The organism is [Roseibacterium] beibuensis (genome assembly GCF_039542305.1).
In the GTDB taxonomy this organism is placed as follows: domain Bacteria; phylum Pseudomonadota; class Alphaproteobacteria; order Rhodobacterales; family Rhodobacteraceae; genus Roseibacterium; species Roseibacterium beibuensis.
Genome location: NZ_BAABHW010000001.1, coordinates 1,265,177 through 1,289,285 on the forward strand (window position 1 = coordinate 1,265,177; position 24,109 = coordinate 1,289,285).

Annotated in this window: 27 protein-coding genes; 18 read left to right on the top strand and 9 right to left on the bottom strand. The window is 63.6% G+C overall.

Features of this window, described 5'->3' with window-relative positions; translation table 11 throughout:
• Positions 1 to 67: 67 nt before the first annotated feature.
• The 4 genes from ABD923_RS06255 to ABD923_RS06270 are packed head-to-tail and all read left to right on the top strand — an operon-like array spanning position 68 to position 4,260.
• On the top strand, positions 68 to 733 hold the full coding sequence (locus ABD923_RS06255; RefSeq protein ID WP_259546077.1) for a GntR family transcriptional regulator: 666 nt from the start codon (positions 68 to 70) through the stop codon (positions 731 to 733).
• Complete coding sequence (tcuA, locus tag ABD923_RS06260) at positions 730 to 2,121, top strand: FAD-dependent tricarballylate dehydrogenase TcuA (RefSeq protein ID WP_259546076.1); 1,392 nt, start codon at positions 730 to 732, stop codon at positions 2,119 to 2,121. The genes ABD923_RS06255 and tcuA overlap by 4 nt, the downstream gene beginning before the upstream one ends.
• Positions 2,114 to 3,193 (top strand): tricarballylate utilization 4Fe-4S protein TcuB, encoded by a 1,080-nt coding sequence (tcuB, locus tag ABD923_RS06265; protein ID WP_259546074.1) that lies wholly within the window; start codon positions 2,114 to 2,116, stop codon positions 3,191 to 3,193. Before tcuA ends, tcuB begins: the two co-directional genes overlap by 8 nt.
• The gene (locus ABD923_RS06270) at positions 3,190 to 4,260 is read left to right on the top strand and encodes an isocitrate/isopropylmalate dehydrogenase family protein (protein WP_259546073.1); all 1,071 of its coding nucleotides are present in this window, start codon (positions 3,190 to 3,192) and stop codon (positions 4,258 to 4,260) included. Before tcuB ends, ABD923_RS06270 begins: the two co-directional genes overlap by 4 nt.
• On the opposite strand, the gene ABD923_RS06275 is transcribed toward ABD923_RS06270, so the two are convergent.
• Both ABD923_RS06275 and dusA read right to left on the bottom strand, forming a co-directional pair.
• Complete coding sequence (locus ABD923_RS06275; RefSeq protein ID WP_259546072.1) at positions 4,257 to 5,132, bottom strand: NAD(P)-dependent oxidoreductase; 876 nt, start codon at positions 5,130 to 5,132, stop codon at positions 4,257 to 4,259. The two genes, ABD923_RS06270 and ABD923_RS06275, sit on opposite strands and share 4 nt — an antisense overlap.
• A 100-nt stretch (positions 5,133 to 5,232) precedes the next feature.
• Positions 5,233 to 6,243: a tRNA dihydrouridine(20/20a) synthase DusA gene (gene dusA / locus ABD923_RS06280; protein ID WP_259546071.1), complete on the bottom strand. Its 1,011-nt coding sequence runs from the start codon at positions 6,241 to 6,243 to the stop codon at positions 5,233 to 5,235.
• Positions 6,244 to 6,525: 282 nt separating this feature from the next.
• Here dusA and ABD923_RS19125 point away from each other — a divergent pair, with 282 nt between their 5' ends.
• Complete coding sequence (locus ABD923_RS19125; RefSeq protein WP_425584019.1) at positions 6,526 to 6,879, top strand: integrase core domain-containing protein; 354 nt, start codon at positions 6,526 to 6,528, stop codon at positions 6,877 to 6,879.
• A gap of 70 nt (positions 6,880 to 6,949) precedes the next feature.
• On the opposite strand, the gene ABD923_RS06285 is transcribed toward ABD923_RS19125, so the two are convergent.
• Positions 6,950 to 7,372 carry an NUDIX hydrolase gene (locus ABD923_RS06285; protein WP_259546070.1) on the bottom strand — a complete coding sequence of 141 codons (423 nt, stop codon included), beginning with the start codon at positions 7,370 to 7,372 and terminating at the stop codon, positions 6,950 to 6,952.
• A gap of 418 nt (positions 7,373 to 7,790) precedes the next feature.
• Between ABD923_RS06285 and ABD923_RS06290 the strand changes: the two genes are divergently transcribed.
• The 4 genes from ABD923_RS06290 (at position 7,791) to ABD923_RS06305 (ending at position 11,046) form a co-directional block, all read left to right on the top strand.
• Complete coding sequence (locus ABD923_RS06290) at positions 7,791 to 8,459, top strand: GntR family transcriptional regulator (protein ID WP_259546069.1); 669 nt, start codon at positions 7,791 to 7,793, stop codon at positions 8,457 to 8,459.
• 81 nt (positions 8,460 to 8,540) lie between these two features.
• Positions 8,541 to 9,098, top strand: coding sequence for a biotin transporter BioY (locus tag ABD923_RS06295; RefSeq protein WP_259546068.1), 558 nt, complete (start codon positions 8,541 to 8,543; stop codon positions 9,096 to 9,098).
• Entirely contained in the window at positions 9,095 to 10,084 is a 990-nt protein-coding gene (gene bioB, locus ABD923_RS06300; RefSeq protein WP_259546067.1) for a biotin synthase BioB, read from the top strand. The genes ABD923_RS06295 and bioB overlap by 4 nt, the downstream gene beginning before the upstream one ends.
• Before the next feature lie 83 nt (positions 10,085 to 10,167).
• Entirely contained in the window at positions 10,168 to 11,046 is an 879-nt protein-coding gene (locus tag ABD923_RS06305) for an NAD-dependent epimerase/dehydratase family protein (RefSeq protein WP_259546066.1), read from the top strand.
• A gap of 170 nt (positions 11,047 to 11,216) precedes the next feature.
• On the opposite strand, the gene ABD923_RS06310 is transcribed toward ABD923_RS06305, so the two are convergent.
• Complete coding sequence (locus ABD923_RS06310) at positions 11,217 to 11,771, bottom strand: sensor histidine kinase (protein WP_259546065.1); 555 nt, start codon at positions 11,769 to 11,771, stop codon at positions 11,217 to 11,219.
• Between the two features lie 40 nt (positions 11,772 to 11,811).
• Here ABD923_RS06310 and ABD923_RS06315 point away from each other — a divergent pair, with 40 nt between their 5' ends.
• On the top strand, positions 11,812 to 12,003 hold the full coding sequence (locus ABD923_RS06315; protein WP_259546064.1) for a hypothetical protein: 192 nt from the start codon (positions 11,812 to 11,814) through the stop codon (positions 12,001 to 12,003).
• Positions 12,004 to 12,237: 234 nt separating this feature from the next.
• On the opposite strand, the gene ABD923_RS06320 is transcribed toward ABD923_RS06315, so the two are convergent.
• From ABD923_RS06320 to ABD923_RS06335, 4 genes are all read right to left on the bottom strand, one after another.
• Positions 12,238 to 12,663: an HIT family protein gene (locus tag ABD923_RS06320; protein WP_259546063.1), complete on the bottom strand. Its 426-nt coding sequence runs from the start codon at positions 12,661 to 12,663 to the stop codon at positions 12,238 to 12,240.
• A 179-nt stretch (positions 12,664 to 12,842) separates the two neighbouring features.
• The gene (locus tag ABD923_RS06325; RefSeq protein WP_259546062.1) at positions 12,843 to 13,223 is read right to left on the bottom strand and encodes a GNAT family N-acetyltransferase; all 381 of its coding nucleotides are present in this window, start codon (positions 13,221 to 13,223) and stop codon (positions 12,843 to 12,845) included.
• 477 nt (positions 13,224 to 13,700) lie between these two features.
• A complete protein-coding gene (locus ABD923_RS06330; protein ID WP_259546061.1) occupies positions 13,701 to 15,062 on the bottom strand; it encodes an ATP-binding protein in 1,362 nt (453 codons plus the stop codon).
• On the bottom strand, positions 15,059 to 15,718 hold the full coding sequence (locus tag ABD923_RS06335) for a response regulator transcription factor (RefSeq protein WP_259546060.1): 660 nt from the start codon (positions 15,716 to 15,718) through the stop codon (positions 15,059 to 15,061). The genes ABD923_RS06330 and ABD923_RS06335 overlap by 4 nt, the downstream gene beginning before the upstream one ends.
• Positions 15,719 to 15,862: 144 nt before the next feature.
• On the opposite strand from ABD923_RS06335, the gene ABD923_RS06340 reads away from it, so the two are divergent.
• The 8 genes from ABD923_RS06340 (at position 15,863) to ABD923_RS06375 (ending at position 23,170) form a co-directional block, all read left to right on the top strand.
• Complete coding sequence (locus ABD923_RS06340; protein WP_259546058.1) at positions 15,863 to 16,162, top strand: PepSY domain-containing protein; 300 nt, start codon at positions 15,863 to 15,865, stop codon at positions 16,160 to 16,162.
• Positions 16,155 to 16,826, top strand: a complete 672-nt coding sequence (locus tag ABD923_RS06345) for a cytochrome b/b6 domain-containing protein (protein ID WP_259546056.1) — start codon at positions 16,155 to 16,157, stop codon at positions 16,824 to 16,826. The genes ABD923_RS06340 and ABD923_RS06345 overlap by 8 nt, the downstream gene beginning before the upstream one ends.
• A 188-nt stretch (positions 16,827 to 17,014) precedes the next feature.
• Positions 17,015 to 17,395 carry a PepSY domain-containing protein gene (locus tag ABD923_RS06350; RefSeq protein ID WP_259546055.1) on the top strand — a complete coding sequence of 127 codons (381 nt, stop codon included), beginning with the start codon at positions 17,015 to 17,017 and terminating at the stop codon, positions 17,393 to 17,395.
• 37 nt (positions 17,396 to 17,432) lie between these two features.
• On the top strand, positions 17,433 to 17,903 hold the full coding sequence (locus ABD923_RS06355) for a DUF2271 domain-containing protein (protein ID WP_259546053.1): 471 nt from the start codon (positions 17,433 to 17,435) through the stop codon (positions 17,901 to 17,903).
• An 11-nt stretch (positions 17,904 to 17,914) separates the two neighbouring features.
• Entirely contained in the window at positions 17,915 to 20,122 is a 2,208-nt protein-coding gene (locus ABD923_RS06360) for a PepSY domain-containing protein (protein ID WP_259546052.1), read from the top strand.
• Entirely contained in the window at positions 20,103 to 21,083 is a 981-nt protein-coding gene (locus ABD923_RS06365) for an FAD:protein FMN transferase (protein ID WP_259546050.1), read from the top strand. The genes ABD923_RS06360 and ABD923_RS06365 overlap by 20 nt, the downstream gene beginning before the upstream one ends.
• 26 nt (positions 21,084 to 21,109) lie before the next feature.
• The gene (locus tag ABD923_RS06370) at positions 21,110 to 21,796 is read left to right on the top strand and encodes a VIT1/CCC1 transporter family protein (protein ID WP_259546049.1); all 687 of its coding nucleotides are present in this window, start codon (positions 21,110 to 21,112) and stop codon (positions 21,794 to 21,796) included.
• Between the two features lie 69 nt (positions 21,797 to 21,865).
• Positions 21,866 to 23,170, top strand: a complete 1,305-nt coding sequence (locus tag ABD923_RS06375; protein WP_259546048.1) for a hypothetical protein — start codon at positions 21,866 to 21,868, stop codon at positions 23,168 to 23,170.
• A gap of 362 nt (positions 23,171 to 23,532) precedes the next feature.
• Here ABD923_RS06375 and ABD923_RS06380 read toward each other — a convergent pair.
• A partial coding sequence (locus tag ABD923_RS06380) for an IS5 family transposase (RefSeq protein WP_345229436.1) occupies positions 23,533 to 24,109 on the bottom strand: 577 nt, incomplete at its 5' end.

Here is a 24,109-nt window from a genome sequence, read left to right on the forward strand (position 1 = left end):
TCTTTGCTTGCCTCTTGCATATGCATGTATCCAGCCGTATGCAATCGAGAACATGAAAGGAAGGGACATGGCACAGGACGCCCAACCGCAGGACAGCTCTCAGGGTCACGACACCTATGCCCGGCTCCTCTCGGAGATCCGGCATGGACGGCTGTCGCCCGGCGACCGGCTGACCGAAACCGAGCTTGCCGCGCGGCTGGGCACGTCGCGCACCCCCGTGCGCGAGGCGATCCGCCTGCTGGAAGCCGATGGGCTGGTCGTGCACACCCCGCGTGTCGGCGCCGTGATCCGTCAGCTCGACTACGCCGAGATCACCGAGCTTTACGAGATGCGCGGCGTGCTGGAGGGGACGGCCGCCCGCTTCGCCGCCCGCGCCGCCTACCCGTCCGAGATCGACGAGATGGAGGCGATCAACGCCGAGATGGCCGCCAGCCTGTCGGATGTCGATCAGCTTTACGAGGCGAACCGGCAGTTCCACGACATCCTGCGCAATGCCGCGCGCAACCGGTTCCTGCTGCGGGCGGTCGAGGCGGTTCAGAAGACGCTGCTGATCCTCGGCCCCTCGACCATGGAGGAAGGCAGCCGCGCCGAGGCCGCCGTGGCCGAACACGCCGCCCTGATCGCGGCCCTGCGTGCGCGGGACGGGGACGCCGCCGAAGCGGCGATGCGCGCCCATATCGAGGCCGCCCACAAGGCGCGCCAGATCCAACTGAGGAAGGGAGGCCCTGCGTGAGCCAGCTCGACCAGACCCATTGGGACCTTGTGATCGTGGGCGGCGGCAACGCGGCCCTCTGCGCCGCGATCGAGGCCGCCGAGGCCGGGATGCGCCCGCTGATCCTCGAAGCCGCGCCGAAACCCTATCGCGGCGGCAACTCCCGCCACACGCGGAACTTCCGCTGCATGCATCACGGCCCCCTGTCGGTCCTGACCGGGACCTATGACGAGGAGGAGTATTTCGACGACCTTCTGCGCGTGACCAAGGGCGAGACCGACGAACACCTCGCCCGGCTTGCCATCCGCACCAGCGAGGACTGCCTGCCCTGGATGGAGGCGCATGGCGTCGCCTTCCAGCCGTCCCTGTCCGGCACCCTGTCGCTGTCGCGGACCAACGCGTTCTTCCTCGGCGGCGGCAAGGCCCTGGTGAACGCCTATTACAACACCGCCGAGGATCTGGGCGTCACCGTCGCCTACGAGGCCGAGGTGATCCAGATCCATGTGCAGGATGACCGGTTCGAGGGCGTGACCGCCAGGATCGGTGGTGAAGACATGCGGATCGAAGGCAAGGGGCTGATCCTCGCCTCGGGCGGGTTCCAGGCCGATCTCGATTGGCTGGCCCGGGCCTGGGGGCCGTCGGCCAAGAACTTCCTGATCCGGGGCACCCCCTATAATCGCGGCGTGCCGTTGAAACAGATGCTGGACAAGGGCGCGGACAGCGTGGGCGACCCGACGCAATGCCATGCCGTCGCCATCGACGGGCGCGCGGCCAAGTTTGACGGCGGCATCGTCACGCGGCTCGACTGCGTGCCCTTCTCGGTCGTGGTGAACCGCGACGGGGACCGCTTTTACGACGAGGGCGAAGATGTCTGGCCCAAGCGTTACGCGATCTGGGGGCGGCTTGTGGCGGCGCAACCCGACCAGGTGGCCTACGCGATCATCGACGCCAAGTCGCTGGAGCTGTTCATGCCCTCGGTCTATCCGCCCGAGAAAGCCGACACGCTGGAGGGCCTGGCGAAAAAACTGGGCCTGCCGGGCAACAAGCTGCGCGAGACGGTCGATGCCTTCAACGCCGCCTGCCAGCCGGGCGCGTTCCACCCGACCGAGCTGGACGGCCTGGCGACCAAAGGGTTGGAGCCGCCAAAGACCAACTGGGCCAGGCCCATCACCGAGCCGCCCTTTTACGGCTATTCGCTGCGCCCCGGCGTGACCTTCACCTATCTCGGCCTCAAGGTCGACGACACGGCCCGCGTGTCGGGCCCGCATGGCCGCTTCGCCAATATCTGGGCCGCGGGCGAGATCATGGCGGGCTCGATCCTTGGCCAGGGCTATCTCGCCGGGTTCGGCATGACCATCGGCACGGTCTTCGGACGCATCGCAGGACAGGAGGCCGCGTGCCATGTTTGACCAAGCCCCCACGCTGAGCGCGACCGAGGAAGCACGCCGCCAGATCGAGATCTGCAATGCCTGCCGCTATTGCGAGGGCTATTGCGCCGTCTTCCCTTCGGCCTTTTCGCAGCGCGCCTTTTCCGATGGCGACATCACGCAACTCGCCAGCCTCTGCCACAATTGCCGGGGCTGTTACTACGCCTGCCAATATACCGAGCCGCATGAATTCGCGCTGAACCTGCCGCAGGCCCTGGCCGAGGTGCGCGTCGAAAGCTGGGAACGTTTCGCATGGCCCGGCGCCTTCGCACGCGTTTTCCAGCAATCCGGCGCGGCGCTGTCGGCCGCGCTGGTGATCGGTATCGCGGCTTTGTTCTGGGCGTTGACGGCCCTGACCCCGGAAAGCGGCGAAGGGTTCTATGCCTATCTCTCGCACAGCGCGATGGTGGCGATCTTCCTGCCGGCCTTTCTGCTGCCGCTGGCGGCCATCGGGATCGGCTTGCGGCGCTACTGGGCCGAGGTCGGCGGCGCGCGCATCCGCTGGCCGCATCTGAAAGAGGCCCTGATCGACGGCGCAAAACTGAAGAACCTGTCCGGTGGGGCCGCCGAGGGCTGCAACTTCGAGAAGGGCGACCGCTACTCGCAGGGTCGCCGCCACGCCCATCAGGCCGTGTTCTGGGGGTTCATGCTGTGCTTTGCCTCCACCTCGTCGGGCACCGTCCTGCATTACGTCTTCGACATGCAAGCGCCCTACGGGCTCTTCAGCCTGCCGAAACTGCTGGGGGTGCCGGGGGGTATCCTGCTGGTGCTGGGGGCGGGCCTGTTGATCCGTCTGAAGCTGAAGGCCGATGCAAAGCTGGGCGCCCCGCGCGTCTGGGGCGGTGAGATGGCCTTTGTCGCGCTTCTGGGGCTAACCGGGCTGAGCGGGCTTGTCCTCTACGCCGCGACGGGGACTGCGCTGGTTGCACCGCTTCTGGCCTTGCACCTGGGCACGGTGCTGACCTTCTTCCTGACGACGCCCTATTCCAAGATGGTGCACGGGTTCTACCGCATGGCGTCGCTGGTGCGCGATGCCCAGAGGAAAGAGGCATGAGCGGCCCGCGCCTTCTGCTGCTCGACGGCGACGGGATCGGGCCCGAGATCGTCGCGGCCACCCGCGAAGTTCTTGCTGCCACGAGCGATAAATTCGGCTTGGGCCTGGCATTCGAGACCGCCGTAATCGGGTTCGACGCGCTCAGGACCCAGGGCGCGACGATCAGCGAGGCCACGATCGAGACCGCGCGGAACGCGGACGGGATCGTGCTTGGCCCGGTCTCGCATAACGACTATCCGCCCGCCGCCGAGGGCGGGTTGAACCCCTCGGGTGTGCTGCGCAAGCGGCTGGACCTGTTCGCCAATATCCGGCCCGCCGCCACCCGCCCGTTCCTGCCGCATCCCAGCAGCACTGGCTTCGATCTGATCACCGTTCGGGAGAATACCGAAGGGTTCTACGCCGACCGGTCGATGCATGCCGGCCCGGGCGAGATCATGCCCGACCCGGACATGGCGCTCGCGATCCGCAAGATCACCCGCACGGCCTGCCGCCGCATCGCCGAGGCCGCGTTCGACCTCGCCGCCACGCGCCCGGCCCGGCACGTGACCGCCGTGCACAAGGCGAATGTCCTGCGCCTGTCCGACGGAGTTTTTCTAGAAGAATGCCGCAAGCTGGCCGAGGCCAATCCCGCGATCCGCTATGACGAGGTTCTGGTGGACGCGATGGCCGCGCATCTGGTGCGCGATGCCTCACGCTATGACGTGATCGTCACGACGAACATGTATGGCGATATCCTGTCGGACCTGGCCGCCGAGCTGTCCGGCAGCCTTGGCCTCGCCGCCTCTTTGAATGCGGGCACGGATCACGCCATGGCACAGGCGCAGCATGGGTCGGCCCCCGATATCGCCGGCAAGGGGGTGGCGAACCCGGCCTCGCTGATCGGATCGGCCGCGATGCTGCTCGATTGGCTGGGGCAGCGACGCGCGGATGGTGCCTTGGCAACGGCCGCTACCGCCATCGGCAAGGCGTTGGACGCGGGCCTGTCGGACACGGCAACCCGCACTCCGGACCTCGGCGGCTCGGCCACGACGGCGGAGATGACGCAGGCCATGATTGCCGCGCTCTAGCCGCGCCGCGCCTTGGCGACCGCCGCGACCGTGGCGGGCAGATCCCCCTCGACAATGGCACCGGGGCCAACCCGGCCCTGACCCGCCTGTACCGATGCAATCGCGCGGGGCAAATCCCCGACCAGCCCAAGCTCATCCAAGGTCGCGCCGCTTTCGATCATTTCGGCGGCGCGGCGGGCGCCATGGGTCAGGGTTCTTTCAAAATTGTATTCCGCGAGGTGTTCCAGGTCCAACTGCGGATAGCTTTTTGCGAGGCTCTGGACGACCTCGTCGAAACAGCCCGCGGTTTGTGCGGCAATCATCATTTCGACCGTGATCGCCTCCAGCCCTTTGACAAAGACCGAACGGACCATCTTGATCGAACTGGCCGCGCCGACCTCGCCATGGACAACGCTCGGCGCCATGGGCAGGCCCTGCAAGAGCGGTGCGGCGTCAGACGCGTGCGGACCGGAAACCAGCAAGGGCACGAGGTTGAGCTTGGGATGAACCGGCGCCATCACCGCCACGTCGACATAGCGGCCGCCGGCCTGCGTGATGACCTCCGCCGCCTTGCGCTTGGTGCCGGGCGAGCAGGAATTGCAATCGAACCAATAGGTTCCGGCAGCGATGCCTTCCTTTGCGGCGGTCTGGGCCGCGACAAGCGCCTGGTCGGCGGTCACGAAGCTGAAGATCACCTCGGCGTCTCGGGTCGCGGCGCCGCTGCTGTCGCACACGCGCACGCCAAAGCGTGCGCCCCGGTCGTCGATCTGCCCCGCCGTGCGGGCGTCGGTCGACTTGATGTCGAAAACACTCACCTCGCCGGGCAGCGACCCGCCCCAGCCTTCGAGAACCGCAGAGGTCGCTTCGCCGAAGCCGATAAAGGCGATCTTCATGAACTGTCTCCTGTCCCGCTTATCACGCAGCCTGGCATCGCGCGCCGGGGCCGTCCAACTTTATTGGCAGCCCTGACCATAAGTTTTGGCTATAGAGAGATCATGCGGCGCGCTGAGACACCTCTGCCATCGCGCGCTCCACCAGGTCCGGCCCGGCACCGTCGCGATGCGCGCCCTCCGACAACACCCGCTTCCAGTGCCGCGCACCGGGGCAGCCCGCGAAAAGCCCGAGCATGTGGCGCGTCACCTGGTGCAAGCGCCCGCCAGCGGCCAGATGATCCTCGATATAGGGCAGCATCAACCGCGCCACATCAAGGGCTGTCCGATCACCGTGCGGCGCTCCGAAAATGCGGGCGTCGGCCTGCAAGAGAATATCCGCCGGGTTGTGATAGGCCGCGCGCCCGATCATCACGCCATCCATGCCCGCCGCCAGATGCTCCAGCGCTTCGTCCAGTGAACCGATCCCGCCATTGATCGACAGGTGAAGACCGGGAAACTCGGCCTTCATCCGGTGAACCAGCGGGTAATCGAGGGGCGGGATATCGCGGTTTTCCTTGGGGCTGAGCCCCTTGAGCCACGCCTTACGCGCATGGATCGTGACACGCGTCACCCCCGCGGCCGAGATCTTGTGCAAGAAATCCGGCAAGACCTGTTCCGGCGTCTGCTCGTCCACGCCGATGCGGCATTTCACGGTGACCTCGACAGGGCTGGCCGCGATCATCGCCGCCACGCATTCGGCGACAAGGTCGGGGCTTTCCATCAACACGGCGCCGAATGCGCCCGATTGGACCCGGTCCGAGGGGCACCCGACATTGAGGTTGATCTCGTCATAGCCGTAGTCGCTGGCGATGCGGGTCGCTTCGGCCAGCTCCACCGGCACCGACCCCCCGAGTTGCAGCGCCACCGGATGCTCGGCCGGATTGAACCCCAAAAGCCGCTCGCGATCCCCGTGAAGGACCGCAGGCGCGGTCACCATCTCGGTATAAAGCAGCGCCTCGCGGCTCATCAGGCGGTGGAGATACCGGCAGTGGCGGTCGGTCCAGTCCATCATGGGCGCAACAGACAGGCGGGCGGCCGCTGATAATTCTTGTTTTTTATTCTTATCAGTCACTTACAATAATCTCACCTTCGTCTCGCTCCAGCTCGTTCTGCACCAAATACGCCCATTCCGACGCTGGATTTGGCACAATGTACCAAATAGGATTCCCATGTACCAAATCAGGAGGTCGTCTCGGGATCAATCAGTACACGCAAACGAAAGGATGGCAGTGACCTCCCCCCCCCCCGGCATGCGGGCGATTGCGAACTGGAATTTTCCACCTTTGGATGGATGACGGAGGAAGGCCCATGAAGCGGATGCGTTTCACAGAGTTGGAAGGGGACCGTGGCCCCTGTGGGGCCGCGTACCCACGCGCACGCGGAAATCGGACGATGGCGCAGCCACTACAACACCAAGCGCCCGCATTCGGCGCTCGGATACCTGTCCCCAACGGAGTTCCTGATAAAAACCACGACGCCAGCGCTTGAGACTCTTGCGGTCTCCACGCTGCCCGCTCAACACCCAAACCCAACCGGAAGAGTCTGGACCAACCAGGCCCCAATCGCGGGGGACGGTCAATCCGCAGCAGGTGTTGCCGATACCTTCTCCATGACCCTCGCCGCCGCTGCTGTTTTGGCGTTGATGACGTTCGGATTGGTGCTCTACAGCCAAGTTCATCGCTCAGCCGAAGCCACGGATCGAATTTAGAGACGGCAGCACCATCCCGCGTTGCCGCGCTTCGCTTGGAGGGCGGCAAAGCATGGGCTTGGCTCCCTGATTACCGATTAGACAATTGTGCTACTCGCAAGACGTCATCCACATGCTCACTACATGGGATCTGCCGCTTCAAAACATCGCTGACCGAAACCCAACCGGCTTCACTGACGTCATCTGCCGCGACAGGTTCACCGCTCACATATGTGCACAGCACTGCTGTCAGAAGGAAATGGAACCGCACGTCCCCACCGCCATCGTGAACGATCACATCTACATTGGTCAAATACTGCGCGGGAAGCCCTACGACACCTGTCTCCTCTCGTAGTTCGCGAGCCGCAGCTGCAAGCGCCGTTTCGCCAAGGTCAACATGCCCCCCGGGAAACCCCCAGAGGCCGGCATCAGGCTCGTTCCTTCGCTTCACAAGCAGAACGTGTTTATCGCGCATGACAACAGCCAATGCCGCGAGTGTAGGAGTGACAATCACGTTATTGATCTCTGGATGGATGGCAGAAACAGGAGTCTATGCAATCGCATTGAAAATAGCAAAACACGCGAGCATGTCGAGAAGTGCTCGCGCTGCTGCTGCTTAGCCACCTATTTCATCTTTGATAGAATTATTCACAAACCGGCGAATCCAAAAGTAAATGCAAATATCCTCCTGAACCACGTCCTCGCCCCAATGGATTTTTTTTTACACTCGGCCGGCTCTGTTGCACAAATCGGGTGATGGCCGAGGCTCCCGTGAGCCACATGCAGGCGAAGTTCAGCTAGCCAGCGAATATGTGTCATCGAAGAAACACGGAAGTCCGACCTTCCAAGACCCTTCCCACGCCTCTAGCTCCACAAGACTGGGAAGACACTTACTCCTCGACAAGGCATCACCTCATAATTATCTATAATCTATGAGCCCAAAATCAACAGAGACACATGCGGCGCGGATAGCGCGAGCCTTAGCCGACCAGATCGTATCCGGGGAAATCCCGCCAGGAACCCGCCTTCGACAGGACCATATCTCAACTCAGTTCGGCGCAAGCCATGTTCCTGTCCGAGAGGCTTTTCGGGAGTTGGAGGCACAGGGATTGGCGGAAAATCAGATGCGGCGCGGGTTTCGTGTCACCGATTTCGACGTGGCCGAGCTGCGTGAGGTCGCCGAAATGCGCTCCAGCCTCGAAGCTTTGGCGCTACGCCATGCAGCCGCGAACCTGACCCGGAAAATTCTCGATGAAGCAGAAGAGGTTACGCGCCATGGGGATGCCGCCGCGACAGTACGCGAATGGGAGGCGGCAAACCGTCACTTTCATCAGCTGATCCTGGCCCCATGCCAGATGCCTCGCCTTCTGCGCACCATTGACGGGCTACAAACCGCCAGCGCCCGCTTTCTCTTTGCGGCTTGGCAGCGAGATTGGGAAGCCCGCACCGACCACGAACACCGCGCCATCCTGTCCGCCCTGCGCGACGGGCATGTCGAGCTTGCCTGTAGCACGCTCGCGCGTCACGTCGGCTGGATAGGCAAACGGAAGTCGGCAACAAAAAATGCCGCTCCGATAGAGACTTACAGAATTTTTGGATAATTATCTATAGTTTAAGTTGCTACCAAAGCGATCCTGTCCTGATTATAGATATGTCTTATCTTACGGTTGGAGATACCGCTCATGGCAACGCAGGTTCTTTCAAACCCACAGTCCGTTCGGCTGTGGCGCACCCTTGGCCTCGTCTTCGGCGGCGCCGCGCTGATCACCCTCGGCGCCAAGGTCCAGATACCCTTCTGGCCAGTCCCGATGACCCTGCACACCCTCGCGGTTTTCCTAGTTGCGGCGGCCCTGGGTCCGCGCCTGGGCATGGCCGCAATGGGCAGCTATCTGATGGCCGGGGCAATGGGCCTGCCTGTCTTTTCCGGCACGCCGGAACGTGGCATCGGTCTGGCTTATATGGTCGGGCCAACCGGCGGCTATCTTCTGGGCTATCTTATATCTGCCGGCGTTATCGGATGGCTGGCACGGGGTCGTGGCTGGTTCGGCCAGACAGGCGCCATGCTGGCGGGGCTGGCAACCGTCTATGCGGTCGGGCTTGTCTGGCTGTCGACCTTCGTGCCCGCCACGGAGCTGCTCGCCGTCGGCTTCACGCCTTTGATTATGGGTGATCTGGTCAAGATCGTGATCGCCGGCTTGCTGCTTGCCGGCCTGCGGCAGATCAAGGCGGCAAGACGATGAAACACGACACCGCTCGCACCGACTGGACAATGGAGGAGGCGCGCGCGATCCACGCGCTTCCCTTTCCCGACCTGATCGCCCGCGCGCAATCCGTGCATCGCGCCCATTTCGACCCCACCGCGATTGAAACCGCCAGCCTGCTGAGCATCAAAACAGGCGGCTGCCCGGAGGATTGCGGCTATTGCTCGCAATCGGCCCATTACGACAGCGGCGTCAAGGCGACGAAACTGATGACCACCGAAGCGGTGATCGCCGCGGCGAAACGCGCGAAACAGTCAGGCGCGCAGCGGTTCTGCATGGGCGCTGCGTGGCGCAGCCCCAGGGACCGCGACATGGACAGCCTCTGCGATATGGTGCGCGGTGTGTCCGAACTGGGGCTCGAAACCTGTATGACCCTCGGCATGTTGTCGCCACAACAGGTTGCCCGCCTCAAGGCCGCCGGGCTGGATTTCTACAACCACAACATCGACACCTCGCCGGCATATTACAGCAAGGTTGCCACGACGCGCACGATGCAGGACCGGCTGGAAACAGTCGGGCATGTGCGCGAGGGCGGCATCCGGGTGTGTTGCGGCGGCATCCTTGGCATGGGCGAGGCTGAAGAAGACCGCATCGCGATGCTGGTGACGCTGGCCACGCTGCCCACCCACCCGGACAGCGTGCCGATCAACCTTTGGAACACGGTCGAAGGGGTTCCGGTGCAGGACCGCGCCAAACCGGTCGACCCCTTCGCACTTGTACGGCTTGTGGCATTGGCGCGCATCCTGATGCCCGCATCGGTCGTGCGCCTTTCAGCGGGCCGAAGCCGCATGAGCGACGAGTTGCAAGCGCTGTGCTTCCTGGCAGGGGCCAATTCGATTTTCGTAGGCGCCCGCCTGTTGACCACAGGAAACCCGGATGCGGAGCAGGACAAAGAGCTTCTGAAACGGCTCGGGATGTACATTGCTTCCGTCGAGGAACGCGCGACACTGTCCGCGGCAGAGTGAATTCGCCGGGCCGCACGGCCCGGCAAACCTTTTCCATGCTGATCCGCCGGGCCAGACCGGCATCCCAGACAGAAGGACATCCCATGGCGCGAATTTTTGTTCTTGGCGCAACCGGCTCTATCGGTACCGCCGTGACCCGCGACCTGATCGCGCACGGGCACCGGGTGACTGCGTTGAGCCGTTCCGATGCCTCTGATGCAAAGCTTGAAACTGCAGGCGCAGTTCCGCTGCGGGGCGACCTGCGCAACCCGGCCCGTTGGTCCAGGTCTCTTACCGACCACGATGCGATCATCCATGCGGCCGCAACTTTCTCTGAAGACATGGCCGAGGTCGAAGACCGGGTTTTGAGCGCCATGGAGGACGAGCTGAAAACCGCGCCCGCGCCTGTCAGGTTGGTTTATACCGGGGGATGCTGGCTCTATGGTGCCACCGGCGATGCGGTCGCAACCGAAGACCGACCATTCAATCCGATCCCCGCCTTTGCCTGGATGGTAAAGAACGCCCATAAACTGCTGCGGAGCAGCCGGTTCAACGCGGCCATTATACATCCGGCCATGGTTTACCACCACGCAGGCGGCGTGTTCGAAGATTTTATCGCAGCAGCCCGGACGGGCGCCCCGATCGAAATCTGGGGATCTCCGGAAACACGCTGGCCGCTGGTGCACCGTGACGACCTGGCGTCCGTTTACAGAATACTGGCGGAAACGCCCGAACCGAGCGGACACTTCAACGTCTCCGCGGAAACCGGCGTTCGGGTGGGCGATATTGCCGGGGCGATAAACCGGCATTTCGGGAACAGGTCGGACATCTCCGTCTTGCCGGTGTCCGAGGCCGTCGCCACCCATGGAGACTGGGCCGAGGGCCCCGCGCTCGACCTCCAGATGGCTTCGACCAGGCTGCAAAGCCTCTTGGGCTGGGAACCGGCCGTCAGGGACTACAGGCGTTCGGACCTGTTTCAGTAGATAGTCGGGCAACCATGACATCGACCGAAATCACCTAAACCGGGCCACCGTTTCAGGACACCTAAAGGCAGCGATTTTACCAGATTCGGTTCCGTCGCGTTTTCCTCAGCGACTGCCTGACTTAAAATTGCTCCCGATCGGAAAAGGCCAAAACAGTCATGGCGTAGGTTTCAGTTCCACCGTCTGCCCCCCTCCCCGTTCCGACCTTGACCGAATTTCACTTCTCCGTTCAGGGGCTGCATCGCGCTGGCCACGATGGACAGCCCGAGACCGCTGCCATTGGCGCCACTGTCGAGGCCGCGGGTAAATCGCGTTCGCACCCGGTCCAGCAGTTCGGGCGGGATGCCCCCGCCTTCATCACGAATGACGAACGTGGTGCTATCCAAAACCACGGCGCCCCGCGCCCGGCGCGGCGACGCGTGGATCGCTTTTTCGATCACGTTGCGCCAAGCCGCTTGCAACAGGAACGGGCTGGTTCGCATCCATACGGCTCTATCGGGCGCAGCGGTCTCTAACTTGACCTCACGCCCCTTGGCCAAAACCCGCAGGTCAGCGACGGTTTCGTGCATCATAAGTGTCAGATCCGTCTGCTCGCTGTCCTCTTCAGGCCTTTCGACCGCAGCCAGTTCCAGAAGTTGCGGCACAATGCGATCTGTCCGGTCCACCGACCGCTCAATAGCGGCCAAGGCCCGGTCACGTAGTTCGGGGTCATCGGACAGGCGCATCTCCGTCGATGACCGACCTTGAATAGCCTTCGTTCGCAATATGGGTAAGATCGACATCGGGAGCCGCTTCGCCGGCCACACCAGCCGCAGCGCCAGGACCCGTCATGCACTAGGACTGAAACCGGACCACTTCATTGGGGCAGGTCAGCAGCGCAAAACGAACCCCTACCGCTTCGACGCAATGGCAAGCAAGGCACTGATCCAATTAATGCCAACTTCCCATTCGATGTAAGCCACGAGCTTTTCGAGTGAATAGACCAAAAATCCCGCTTAATTCGATTCCTGAGCATCAAGTCAGCGTCAATACGGACCATGGGACGGGCAATTAGAATATCGGCGATCAACAGGGGCAGCGAACGGCGCATCGGGTTGATCCGTCATCTGGCTGTCCGGTTGGCGGTGAAAAGCAGAAGAACGTTTGCAATTGCGTGCGCCCACAGAGCAAGCAAGACGGATCGAACAAAACCTATTCTTCGCACAACTGACGGGCAATCTCTTCCATTTCGGCGGCGGGCAGTTGCGGCGGGGTGGCATAAGCGTCGCCCCCTTCCGACAGGTACACCTGCGAGGTCACGTCATGTACATGGTGCATGGGCACGACATGGGCATGGGCGTGTGGCACATGGATGCCAGTATAGAACATCGCCACGCGCTCGACACCGTAAAGCGCCTTCATCCGACGGGCCAGACGCTGCGCGCAGGTCGTGATTCTGGTGGCGAGGTCCTGAGGCAGATCCTCGAACCAGACGTGGTGCACCTTGGGAATGACGAGCGCGTGACCAGCCCGGATCGGGTGCAGGTCGAGAAACGCCAGGATGTGCGTGTCCTCGTACAGGCGGTGGGCAGGCAACGCGCCCGAAGCGATCCGGCAAAACAGGCAGTTGTCTGTCATGTGGTTGTCCTCGTTCGCACTTGCACGTGAGAGGTGCTTTTTCGTCTCTGTGATCGACACTTTTGAAAACACCATGAACAGGATACCTGAAAGAGCATGCGGTGGGGAATATCCGAGAATGTTTGGACGTGGCGCTTCCTCGACTGAGGACAGAGGAGGAGGTGCAAGCCTCGCTCCGATCACGTCAGTTGAAATACCGAACCGATGCGTTTGTATCCCAGTTTCGTATAGTACCGATCTTCGTCGGATAAGACATAAACGGGTTTCTGGGGGTTCACCTCGCCGGTCTTCGAGAGCAACGAGCGGCCAATGCCGCGATTTCGATGTTCTGGCGCAACATAAAGCTCGCTGATGTAGACGCCAAATTCATCGATCAGCGCCCGCACATATCCGCTGAGACGATTATCTTCGAACGCGACGTGAGTCTGGGAAACGATGAGTGCCTCCTTGAAGCCGTTTATTGCTTCGTCGGATGTGAACAAGTCCCACTCCCGATCCTGCCTGAGCAACTTCAATAATTCGGTCTCAAACTTGCGCTCGTATCTCAGCAAGGTCGCCATCTGAAGAGGTCCCGTCTTTTCGAGCTGAGCCGCGCAGTGTTTACCGGAGGCCTGTTGATGTACGTTATGCGGCCATCGACCGGGTTTCCAGAGCCGCGTGATCGTTTGCAGCGGCACCTTCTGGCAGGATGTTACCGTTGGGGTCCAGCGGGTGGCGATTGGTGAACCAGTCGATCCACTCAAAGCGGCGTATTGCGCGGTGTCGACGTTGCGTCACGGGCCGCGCCGGTGGACGGTCTCGGCCTTGCAGATCGTTTCAGCCAGGGCTTTGTCATGCGAGGCTCCGGCGCTGTCCGCCGAGGCTTCAATACCTGCCTCCGATACCCGTTTAATGTAGCGAGCAGCCGTGAGGTCCGGGCTCAGCCGGCCGAGGAACGGGCACTGCCGCCGCATGTTTCGGCAATAGGCGCGATGCCGAGCGGCTATGCCGTGATGCGGGAGCAAGCGCGGGTGTGCTGATGTTCCGGCACTTGCCTCCTACGACGCGTCGCGCCTCGCAGTGGGGCCCGGGACTTCCGTTGGCAAGCTGAGCGACGCCTGGAAACCGGACGATGTTCCCGGACGCGGAGACTCCAGAACGAGCGAGCTCCCGATCCGGTCAGCAATGGCGGCGACGATGGCGAGTCCAAGCCCGCTACCGTCTGCATTCGCGTTCGCCCTTTCGAAGCGCGCCGTGAGGCGGTCGAGAGTGTCGCGTGGCAGGACCGGGCCGTCATTCGCGACGGAAAGCAGCCCGTCCGCGGTCAACGTGACGTCGACCGTCGTGTTCTCGGCTCCGTGACGGAGCGCGTTTTCCATGAGGTTGCGGCACAGGATACCGAAAGCGTCGGGGTCGATATCGGACATGACGGCTGTCCCTGGCAGCGCAAGCGCGATGCGGTCATTCGCAAAGGCGCGTCCGAGATCGTCCACCACCACACGGGCGACCGCCCTTAGGTCGGCGCTCCGGTCCGTCCGCAGCCGCCCGCCTTCGGCCCGCGCAAGCTGCATGAGGCGTTCCGACAGCCGGGTCAGGCGCTTGAGCGTCGCCTCGATTTCCGCGGCGCGCGCCCCGGTGGCGGGGTCGTGCGTCTCCGACCGAAGCCGCTGCGCCTGCGCGATGGCGCCGGCGAGCGGCGTTCTGAGCTCGTGCGCGGCGTTGGCCGCGAAGCTGCGCTCGGCCTCGAATGCCTCGCGCAGCCTGTCCAGAAGGCCGTTGAGGGTCTCGGCCAGCGGGCCGATCTCGGCTGGCAGTCCTTCGGCCGAAACCTCCGACAGGTCGCGGGCGCCGCGTGCTTCAAGCCGCGTCCGGAACCGGCGCAGCGGATCGAGGCTGAAGCGTACGGCCAGGATAATCGCTGTCAGCGCAACCGGCAGCACGATCAGCAGGGGCAGGCCCAAACCCATCTGGATTTCGCGCGCGACGGCCGCACGGTGCGCCAGCGGCTCGGCCACGGTTATCCGGATCGTGTCCTGAAGGGCAGCGTCGCTGTATAGCCGGTGGGTGGCGGTCTGCCGAAAGCCGCGCCCGTCCCAGGGCGGGAACAGCGCGGGGTCGGCCGCATGCGACTGCAGCAGGATGCGCCCCTCGCCATCGCGGACGAGGTAGGTGAAAAACTCGTCGTGCTCGCGTATTGGAGCAAGCCGCTGCGTTATCCCCTGATCTTCCCGCCCGACGATGTCTGTGACGGCCAGCGGCAGGATCCTCTCGGCCGTCTCCCGAAGCGCGCTGTCGAAGACTTCGTCCAATTCGCCCTGGACGATCACCGCCGTCAGCGTCGCCGCCAGCAGCCACAGCACCGTCAGTGCAAGGCCAAGCGACAGGCCGAGCCGGCCCTGCAGGCTGGCTGGCCACCTCATGGCTTGCCCAAGCGGTAGCCCATCCCGCGCTCTGTCTCGATCACCGAGGGCCCGAGCTTCTTGCGCAGGCGGCTCACATGGACCTCGATGGTGTTGCTCTCCACCTCGGCGTCGAAAGCGTAGAGCTTCTCCTCCAGCTGTGCCTTGGACAGCAACTGACCAGGGCGTGCCAAGAAGGCTTCGAACAACGCCCATTCCCTTGCGGTCAGGTGCACCGGCTTGCCGTCGCGATAAACGCTGCGGGCGGTGAGATCGATTTCCAGCGGTCCGTGGGTGACGATGGGGTTCGGGTTGCCGCTGTAGCGCCGAGCGACAGATCCGATCCGCGCCGATAACTCGGCAAGATCGAAGGGTTTGACGAGATAATCGTCGGCACCCGCGTTCAGCCCCTCGATGCGGTCGGACACCTGGTCGAGCGCGGTCAGGATGATGACCGGGCTCACGTCTCCGCGCGCGCGCAGTCCCTTGAGGAAGGCGATCCCGCGACCGTCCGGCAGCATCAGGTCGAGCAGGATAAGGTCGTAGGAGGTGGATTTCGCAGCGTCGCCGGCCGCATCGAGGCGCATGACCCAATCCACGGACTGCCCGTCGGCCGCGATCTGGTCGCGTACAGCGGCCCCAAGAACCGTGTCGTCCTCGATCAGCAGGATGCGCATGTTCGTCCCTGTCCTCTTCCGATGACCCTCCATGATCCGTGCGGCTGACACGAAGCTGAAGCGGGTGGTTGCGTCCCTTCAGGCTGCCGTCAGCTTCGCCGTGCAAGAATGGCGTCAAGATGGCCGCAGCGAGGAGTTTGGCCCATGAAGAAGACATTGACAATTCTCGGCTTTCTCGCGGTCTTTCCGGCCGGTGCCGCGCTGGCCGATGACGACTGCTTCGTGCCGATGGCCGACTGGCAGCCGCGCGACGCCGTCGCCCGGCTGGCCGAGGAGAACGGCTGGACGGTACGCCGGATCAAGATCGACGACGGCTGCTACGAGATCGACGGTCGGGACGCCGAGGGGCACCGGATCGAGGTGACCGTGCATCCGGCGACGCTGCAGGTGATCGAGTTCGAATACGAGGACGACGACGATCATGAAGGAGACGACGATGACTGACGCACCCACGCATGATGCGCCGAAAACGAACGTTGGTCCGACTGGCAAGGTCCGGGTCTGGGACCCGCTTGTCCGCGTGTTCCACTGGGGCCTTGTCGCGGCCTTCGCGATCGCATGGCTGACGGCGGACGAGCTGCAACCCGTCCACGAGATCGCAGGCTACACGGTCGCCGGGCTGGTGGCCTTTCGGCTGGCCTGGGGCCTCGTCGGCAGCCGTTACGCACGCTTCGCCCAGTTTCTGAAGGGCCCGGGCGAGACGCTTGGCTATCTCGGGGACATTGCCCGCGGACGCGAGCGACGCCACCTCGGCCATAATCCCGCGGGGGCCGCGATGATCGTGGCGCTGCTGGTCACGCTCTCGGGCACGGCCTTTACCGGCTGGCTGATGGAGGACGACGCCCGTCTGGCGATGCTTCCGTCGATGCCGGCCATCGTGTCGCCCGCATGGGCCGATGACGACGGCGACGAGTGGGAACATGGCGCGCGGGGCGAGGCCGAGGGATCGCTGAAGGAGGTCCACGAAACACTCGCCAACCTGATGCTGCTGCTGGCCGCGCTGCATGTGGGCGGTGTCGTGCTGGCCTCGTTCCGCCACCATGAGAACCTCGCGCGGGCCATGGTGACGGGCGATAAACGCGAACCCGGTCCGGGCGACATCACCTGACCGCAGCCACAGCCAAGGCCGACTGTCCCTTCGGTCGCACCTGGCCTCGCCCCTACGGGCGGGGCCTTTTTTCATGCCGGTGACGTTCATCTTCCTGACAGCAAGCTGAAGCGGGAATGGCGGGCACGTCAGGATACCCTCAGGTCGGGTCCCCAGGTTGTCTTCAGCAGACAAAAGGAGACCCTGCCATGAAGAAGACCCTGACCGCCTTCGCCCTGATCGCCCTGTTGCCCGTGGGCGCCGCGCTGGCCGACGACGATGAGTGCCATGCGCCCCGTGACCAGTGGCAACCGCGCGAGGCCGCGATGCAGCTGGCCGAGCAGAACGGCTGGACCGTGCGCAGCTTCGAGATCGACGACGGCTGCTACGAGATCGAGGGCCGGGACCAGGATGGCCGGGAGATCGAGGTGAAGTTCGATCCGGCGACTCTGCAAATTGTCGAGATGGAGTACGAGGATGACGACGATGACAGCCGCGGCGCCGGCAACCCTGCACCTGCCGGAACGGTTGCCCCGCCGCAGAACGGCCTCTTCGGGACCGGCGCCCCTCCGCAGGCCCAGGTGAACTGAACCGCTCCGAAGCCCCTTCCGAACAAGGATCAACACGATGAAATCGCTTCTCGCAACACTCGCGCTGACCACGGCGCTGTCGGTTCCCGGCCTCGCCATGGCAAGGCCGGTGACGCTCACTACGACCCTCAACAATTACGGCGGCGACGGCGCCTATCTCGCGCTCTACGTCACCGACGCCTCGGGCGCCTATGTCGGCAGCCTGTGGATGGCCGGCGACAAGTCCAAGTACTATGAGCATCTGAGCGACTGGTACCGCGCCACCGGTGGCGACACCGCACAGGTCAACGGCATCACCGGGGCCAGCGTCGGCGCGGGCCGCACGCTGGAAATCACGCTCGATCTGGCCGACGCGCTGTTCGATGCGGGCTACACACTGCACATCGATGCGGCGGTCGAGGACATGCGCGACAGCCCGAACGAGGTAGCCGTCCCGCTCACGACCGATGGCGCGGGCACGCCGGTGAGCGGCCGCCGCTACATCGCCAGCTTCGCCTACGACATGTGAGGATCGTGGCCATGATCCGTGCACTCCATCGCTGGCCGGGTCTTCTGGCCCTCGCGCTCGTCACGATCCTCGCGCTGAGTGGCGCGGCGCTGTCGGTCTTCCCTGCGGCCGAAAGGCTTGCCGCCCCGCAGGCGGAGACCCGGCTCACGGTCGCCGCCCTCGCGGACCGCATCCAGGCGGTCTATCCGGGCGTCGAGCAGATCCGCCGATCGCCCTCGGGCCGGATCACCGCCTACTGGTTCGATCAGGGCGTGCCGGGTGCCGCCGTGATCGACCCGGCGACGGGTCAGGGCGTGGCCTCGGCCGACCCGAACCAGGTCGAGCGCTGGCTCACCAACCTGCACCGCTCGCTGTTCCTCGGGGATGGCGGGCGCATCGCAATGGCAGCAGGGGCTGCCGCGATGCTGATACTCTCGCTCTCCGGTGCGGTGCTGGTCGCACGGCGGGCGGGCGGTTGGCGACACTGGTTCGCGCGCCTGCGCGGACCACTTGCCGGGCGGCTGCACGTCGAGATCGCACGGATCGCTGTCGTCGGCCTCGGCCTGTCCTGCACGACCGCACTCTGGATGACGGCCTCCACGTTCGATCTCCTGCCGGACGGGGGCGCCATCCCGGCGATGCCAGCCGAGGTCAGCGGAGCGACGGGGTTCGCACCGGACCAGATGCCCACGCTTCAGCAGACGCCCGTCGCCGAGATGCGCGAGCTGAGCTTTCCCTATCCCGGCGACGCGACGGACGTCTTCACGCTCAAGACCGACCGGGGCACCGGATATCTCGATCAGGGCGACGGCGCTCTCCTGGCCTGGGCGCACCTCACGGGATGGGAGCGCGTCTCGGAGACGATCTACATGCTGCACACCGGACAGGGCGCGGCTACGCTGGGGCTTGTCCTGGGTCTCATGGCGCTCGGCGTGCCCGCGATGGGCGCGACCGGCGCCCTGCTCTGGCTGGCTGGGCGACGTGATCGGCCTCGCATCCGGGGCAACCAGCCCGCGGCGCGCGCCGAGACGATCCTGCTCGTCGGCAGCGAGGGTGGTAGCACCTGGGGCTTTGCCGCGACGCTGCACGCCGCCCTGACGCAAGCCGGGCAGAGCGTCCATGTCGGCCCGATGTCGGGCTTCGCCCCCGAACGCTACACCAACGCCCAGCGGATCATTCTTCTCGCGGCGACCTATGGCGACGGGGCGGCGCCGGCCTCGGCGAAGGGCTTCCTCGACCGGTTGAACGCGACCGACCGCGCGCCGAACGTCCCTCTCGCGGTGCTCGGCTTCGGCGATCGAAGCTTTCCGGCCTACTGCGCCTTCGCGACGTCCGTCGCGACAGCGGCACAGGCGAAGGGCTGGCCCGAACTGCTGCCTCTCGACACCATCGACCGCCAGTCGCCGCAGGATTTCGCGCGCTGGGGGCGTGTGCTTGGAGACGCGCTCGGCATGGACCTCGATCTGGCGCATCAGCCGGTCCGGCCGCAAACGACCACCCTGACCCTCGTCTCGCGGCGCGACTACGGCGCCGAGGTGCAGGCGCCGACCGCCATCCTCCGCTTCGCGCTGCCGCGCGCCTCGCTTTGGCAACGGTTGCTCAGGGGCGGGTTCGCCCGGTTCCAGGCGGGCGACCTGATCGGCATTCTTCCCGAAGGAGGCGCCGTCCCGCGGCTCTATTCGCTCGCCTCCGGACGCAGCGACGGCTTCATCGAGATCGTGGTGAAGAAGCACCCCGGCGGCCTCTGCTCGGGTCAGCTCACGGCGCTCGAGCCGGGCGAGACGGTGGCCGCCTTCCTGCGCCCCAATCCCGGTTTCCGGCCGGGCCGGAGCCGGGCGCCGCTGATCCTGATCGGCGCGGGGACCGGCGTCGGGCCGCTTGCGGGCTTTGTGCGCGGCAACACGAACGGCAGGCCGGTTCACCTGTTCTTCGGCATGCGCCATCCCGACAGCGATTTCTTCTATGGCGAGGAATTCCGCGGATGGCTGGACGAAGGGCGTGTAACCCGGCTGGTCACTGCCGTCTCGCGCGGGGCGCGTCCCCATTACGTCCAGGACGCGCTGCGGGGCGAGGCCACTCAGGTCGCGGAGCTCATCCGAAACGGCGCGCGCGTGATGGTTTGCGGCGGACGGGACATGGCCGCCGGCGTGGCCGAGGCGCTGACCGAGATCCTCGCACCGGCCGGGCTGACGCCGGCAGTTCTGAAGGCGGAGGGACGATATGTCGAAGATGTCTACTGAGCGCGCGCGCATCGCCCTGAACGGGCCGACCATGGGCACGCGCTGGTCGGCGCTTTTCTTCACGAAGCCCGGCTTCGACCCGGCCCCGATCCGCGCCGCGCTGCAGGCGGCCGTGGACGAAGTGGACGGACAGATGTCCACCTGGAAGCGCGACAGCGACCTGATGCGGCTCAACGCGGCGCCGGTTGGAGAATGGGTGGCGGTTCCAGCACGGCTCGCCGAGGTGCTGCACCTCGGCCTCGAGATCGGGCGCGCCTCGGGCGGAGCCTTCGATATCGGCATGGGCGACGCGGTGACGGCCTGGGGCTTCGGGCCAGGGGTCGCCGCGCCCGATAGCATCCGTGCCGCGATGGAAACCACGCGCCGCCCGGCACATGAGGCGCTGGAGATGGACGACGCCCGCGTGCGCAAGGCCGCGCCCATCGCGCTCGACCTCAACGGCATCGCCAAAGGCTATGGCGTCGACCGGCTCGCCGAGACCCTGCGCGATCATGGGCTTCGGAATGGGCTCGTCGGGATCGATGGCGAGATGCGTGCGATGGGCCTCAGGCCGGACGGCGAGGCCTGGGCCATTGCGGTCGAGGCGCCGGAGGCAGAGCGCCGGACACCGCATTCGATTCTCGCGCTTCAGGATGCCGCTGTCGCGACCTCGGGCGACTACCGTCACTGGATCGAGGTGCAGGGGCGCCGCCTGTCGCACACGATGGACCCGAGGCGGGGCGCGCCGCTGATCGCGTCGCCGGCCTCCGTCACGGTCGTGGCCCGCACCTGTGCCGAGGCCGATGCCTGGGCGACGGCCCTTATGGTGCTTGGGCCGGACAAAGGCGCGACGCTCGCAAGACGAAGCGGGCTCGACGCCCTGTTCCTCTTGCGCGCTGATGATGCCAGCGCACGGGGCGTGGGAGTCGGACGACTATTTTCCGAAGAGCCAGCGGCAATCGCCTCAGCCGAGGGGAGATAGCCGGGCTTGTGGCCGGGGCGATGTCCATGGCGGCAGGCGAAAACGTCTCGGCCAGCTCTCAGACCGACGCCGAACAAGCCGACCTTGCACGCGAAACCCGTGAGCCCGCCGAAACGCCGGTTGCGGAACCCGAGGAACTGACGATGATCTATGTGGAGCGGGGGCTCGACCGCGACCCCGCCGAGAAAGCGGCAGTCCAGTTGGCCGAACGCGACGCGCTCGGATCGCATGCGCGCGACAAACTCGGCATCTCCGAGACGGTGACGGCCCGCCCGATCCATACGGCGCTGGCCTCGGCTCTCACATTCGCCGTGGGTGCGGTCGTTCCGCTGATCGTCGTTCTAGTGGCGACCGAACTAGTGGCGACCGAAACTCGATCGAGCTGTTCGTGGCGGCATCGACGATCGCCGGCCTCCCGGTCCTCGGCGGTCTGGGCACCTCCGCCGGCGGCGCTGGTGTCGTTCGAAGCGCTGCGAGGGCCACCTTCTGGGGCGCTCTCGCAATGGCTGCGACAGCGGCGGTGGGAGCGCTATTTGGCGTTATGGTGGAGTAGCGGCTATTGGGATTCTGATTGGAGACGGATGGATGCAATGCCATCCTCTGTAAAAATGACGGCTGCCAGATCGATTCATCGTCGACCCGATCCACCAGATGCCGGGACTAAACAGCCAAGCAGGCGGTGTTTTTCATCACGTTATCAGAGCTTTATATGAATCACCTTTTTTATCGATTTTTGATCAATCGTACTGTACACTTTCGTGGCTTCTTCGGAGGAAATACCGGTGTTGTTTCGTCTTCGACATTTTGCCTCCGTTCTGGCAATCCTCTTCTCGACAACTGCTGCCAATGCAATCCCTCCATTCGACGAGGCGCGCGATGCGGCAAACGATATCATCGCTCGAGCCGAACAAGCGGGAAACGCATTGCTCCTGCAACTCGGACGGCAGATCTTGTCTTCGATCGATGCCATGGAGCAATCCGCTCTGCAATTAATTGAAGCCGGCGAGGACGCTGCACTTGTCATCGAAGGCGAATTGTTTCGAGACATCAACGATACACTGGGTCGCCTTGAAGAGACGCAAGACATTGCAACCAACGATTTGAACCAGCTGACAGCCAACTGGGCGTCTCTAGTGTCCCGACTACCCTTTGTAGACGCCACTGCAGAAGTCATGGCGTACCGGCCACGCGTCGTGCTGCCGATTGGAAGCGATGAAGTACCCGTTACTATGGTGGGTCCGGGTTTGGCGGAAGCCGTTTTGCGCGCTGAATTTAATGGTTCTGAGGATATTCAGATTAACTTAGCTTCTGACAATGAACTTGTCATCTTGCTTCCTCGCAGCAGATTTGGTGAGCCTTCTAACGATTTGTCCTTTCATACGCTAATTGTTGAAATCGATGTAACTCCACCTGTAACTTGGCGGCCAAGGACATGGTTTGCGGAAGAAACCGTTACACGTGAGCTTACCTTTATGCTAATGCCGGAACACGTGGCCAGTTATCGAATTGAGCCCGTTGTGGCTTGGGAAGAAACCCAGAGAAGAATCTATACCGGCACCACGAATGCCCGTGGAAAGGACAGCGAAGTAACGCGCACGATAGAAGTGCCGCCAGACTTGGCTGAAGCTGGATGGCTTTTTGATACAGAGACAATTCGAAATGGAACGCGGGGGGTCGATTGGGTTCATGAGCGAACCGATGATCGCGGCGGTAGCTCTTGCACTGGCATTCACTTCGACTCTCTTTCTGGCGAGGCTGTCGTCTTTCGGCATCAGATAGGGCACATCAACGGCGGTGCATTCGCGCCAGATTCAGATGGATGGGTTAATTGCGATGTTCGCCTGCCGATGATCCGTCAGGTTCCGCGGGAGGCCGCCGGCGAGCCGATTGAAGGCAGCGTGCCAATGAACCGTGATGTAGAAGAAAATATGCCTGAAAATACGGCGAGTTATCGGATACACGTAACGCTGTTCGATGGGCGTTCGTATATCGTGCAGGATGACGGGGGGCTTCCGTTTTCTCCGGTGGTTGTTGAACACTCAACTGAGACTGTGCTTTTCCGTCCAAGACCGCCAAGAGACTTCTAATGCGTCGCTTTTCGTTGTTTTTCTTGTCCGTCTTAGGTTTCTCGTGTGCGATAAACTCCTCGCCAGCACAAGCAACAGAATATGCGTTCACAGTCTCTTGCCAGCATCGCAGTCACGTTGTCATTTGGCGCACAGGGGACATTGATCCTGGTCGCGAATGGCTTCGAGTGGCGACGGGAACGCAGAATCCTAACTGTTCAGTTGGTGAATTCATTCGTTCGCGTGACGGTGATCTTGACAGCGAGGTAATTTCTGCTGAGGCAGGTCTCATAAGGGGGATACCACTCTTGGGTACTTTGGCGTGCTGGATTGGTGGCTGTTAGTATCAATTACGGTGATACGCCGCCTGCTAGGATCTGGACTCATAGCCAATATATGACGGTTGCCGCGAGAGCGATGGCCGAGAGGAAGACCTTTGGGCAGCGGTCGTAGCGGGTTGCCACACGCCGCCAATCCTTCAGCCTGCCAAACATGACCTCGATCCGGTTGCGCCGTTTGTAGCGGCGCTTGTCGTATTTGACGGTTTTCTTCCGTTGCTTCCGACCAGGGATGCAGGAGCGTATCCCCTTGTCTTTCAACGCGCCTCTGAACCAATCCGCGTCATAGCCGCGATCCCCGAGGCGCCAATCGACATTTGGCAGGCCTCCGAGCAGCGGCCGCGCGCCGATGTAATCGCTGACTTGTCCCGCAGTGACGAAGAGATCGAGCGGCCGGCCTTGGCTGTCGCAGATGGCGTGCAGTTTGGTGTTCATGCCGCCCTTCGCCCGACCGATCAGGCGTCCACACCCCCCTTTTTTGAGGCCCAGACCGGTCGCGGTGCGGTGGGCCTTCAGGTAGGTGGCTTCGATCATCACAGTCTTTTCTTCGCCGTGTTCGGCAGCCAGACCTGCCATCATCCGGGCGAAGACGCCCTTATCGCTCCAACGCTTCCAACGGTTA

Bases quoted from the DNA above. Each gene is read 5' to 3' on its own strand.
- ABD923_RS06330 (WP_259546061.1), bottom strand. From the start codon at position 15,062: ATGAGGTGGCCAGCCAGCCTGCAGGGCCGGCTCGGCCTGTCGCTTGGC.
- ABD923_RS06360 (WP_259546052.1), top strand. From the start codon at position 17,915: ATGATCCGTGCACTCCATCGCTGGCCGGGTCTTCTGGCCCTCGCGCTC.
- ABD923_RS06305 (WP_259546066.1), top strand. From the start codon at position 10,168: ATGGCGCGAATTTTTGTTCTTGGCGCAACCGGCTCTATCGGTACCGCC.
- ABD923_RS06325 (WP_259546062.1), bottom strand. From the start codon at position 13,223: ATGGCGACCTTGCTGAGATACGAGCGCAAGTTTGAGACCGAATTATTG.
- ABD923_RS06365 (WP_259546050.1), top strand. From the start codon at position 20,103: ATGTCGAAGATGTCTACTGAGCGCGCGCGCATCGCCCTGAACGGGCCG.
- ABD923_RS06290 (WP_259546069.1), top strand. From the start codon at position 7,791: ATGAGCCCAAAATCAACAGAGACACATGCGGCGCGGATAGCGCGAGCC.
- ABD923_RS06270 (WP_259546073.1), top strand. From the start codon at position 3,190: ATGAGCGGCCCGCGCCTTCTGCTGCTCGACGGCGACGGGATCGGGCCC.
- ABD923_RS06350 (WP_259546055.1), top strand. From the start codon at position 17,015: ATGAAGAAGACCCTGACCGCCTTCGCCCTGATCGCCCTGTTGCCCGTG.
- ABD923_RS06355 (WP_259546053.1), top strand. From the start codon at position 17,433: ATGAAATCGCTTCTCGCAACACTCGCGCTGACCACGGCGCTGTCGGTT.
- ABD923_RS06255 (WP_259546077.1), top strand. From the start codon at position 68: ATGGCACAGGACGCCCAACCGCAGGACAGCTCTCAGGGTCACGACACC.
- ABD923_RS06310 (WP_259546065.1), bottom strand. From the start codon at position 11,771: ATGCGCCTGTCCGATGACCCCGAACTACGTGACCGGGCCTTGGCCGCT.
- ABD923_RS06370 (WP_259546049.1), top strand. From the start codon at position 21,110: ATGGCGGCAGGCGAAAACGTCTCGGCCAGCTCTCAGACCGACGCCGAA.
- ABD923_RS06275 (WP_259546072.1), bottom strand. From the start codon at position 5,132: ATGAAGATCGCCTTTATCGGCTTCGGCGAAGCGACCTCTGCGGTTCTC.
- ABD923_RS06340 (WP_259546058.1), top strand. From the start codon at position 15,863: ATGAAGAAGACATTGACAATTCTCGGCTTTCTCGCGGTCTTTCCGGCC.
- ABD923_RS06295 (WP_259546068.1), top strand. From the start codon at position 8,541: ATGGCAACGCAGGTTCTTTCAAACCCACAGTCCGTTCGGCTGTGGCGC.
- tcuB (WP_259546074.1), top strand. From the start codon at position 2,114: ATGTTTGACCAAGCCCCCACGCTGAGCGCGACCGAGGAAGCACGCCGC.
- ABD923_RS06315 (WP_259546064.1), top strand. From the start codon at position 11,812: ATGGGTAAGATCGACATCGGGAGCCGCTTCGCCGGCCACACCAGCCGC.
- ABD923_RS06335 (WP_259546060.1), bottom strand. From the start codon at position 15,718: ATGCGCATCCTGCTGATCGAGGACGACACGGTTCTTGGGGCCGCTGTA.
- ABD923_RS06320 (WP_259546063.1), bottom strand. From the start codon at position 12,663: ATGACAGACAACTGCCTGTTTTGCCGGATCGCTTCGGGCGCGTTGCCT.
- ABD923_RS06345 (WP_259546056.1), top strand. From the start codon at position 16,155: ATGACTGACGCACCCACGCATGATGCGCCGAAAACGAACGTTGGTCCG.
- bioB (WP_259546067.1), top strand. From the start codon at position 9,095: ATGAAACACGACACCGCTCGCACCGACTGGACAATGGAGGAGGCGCGC.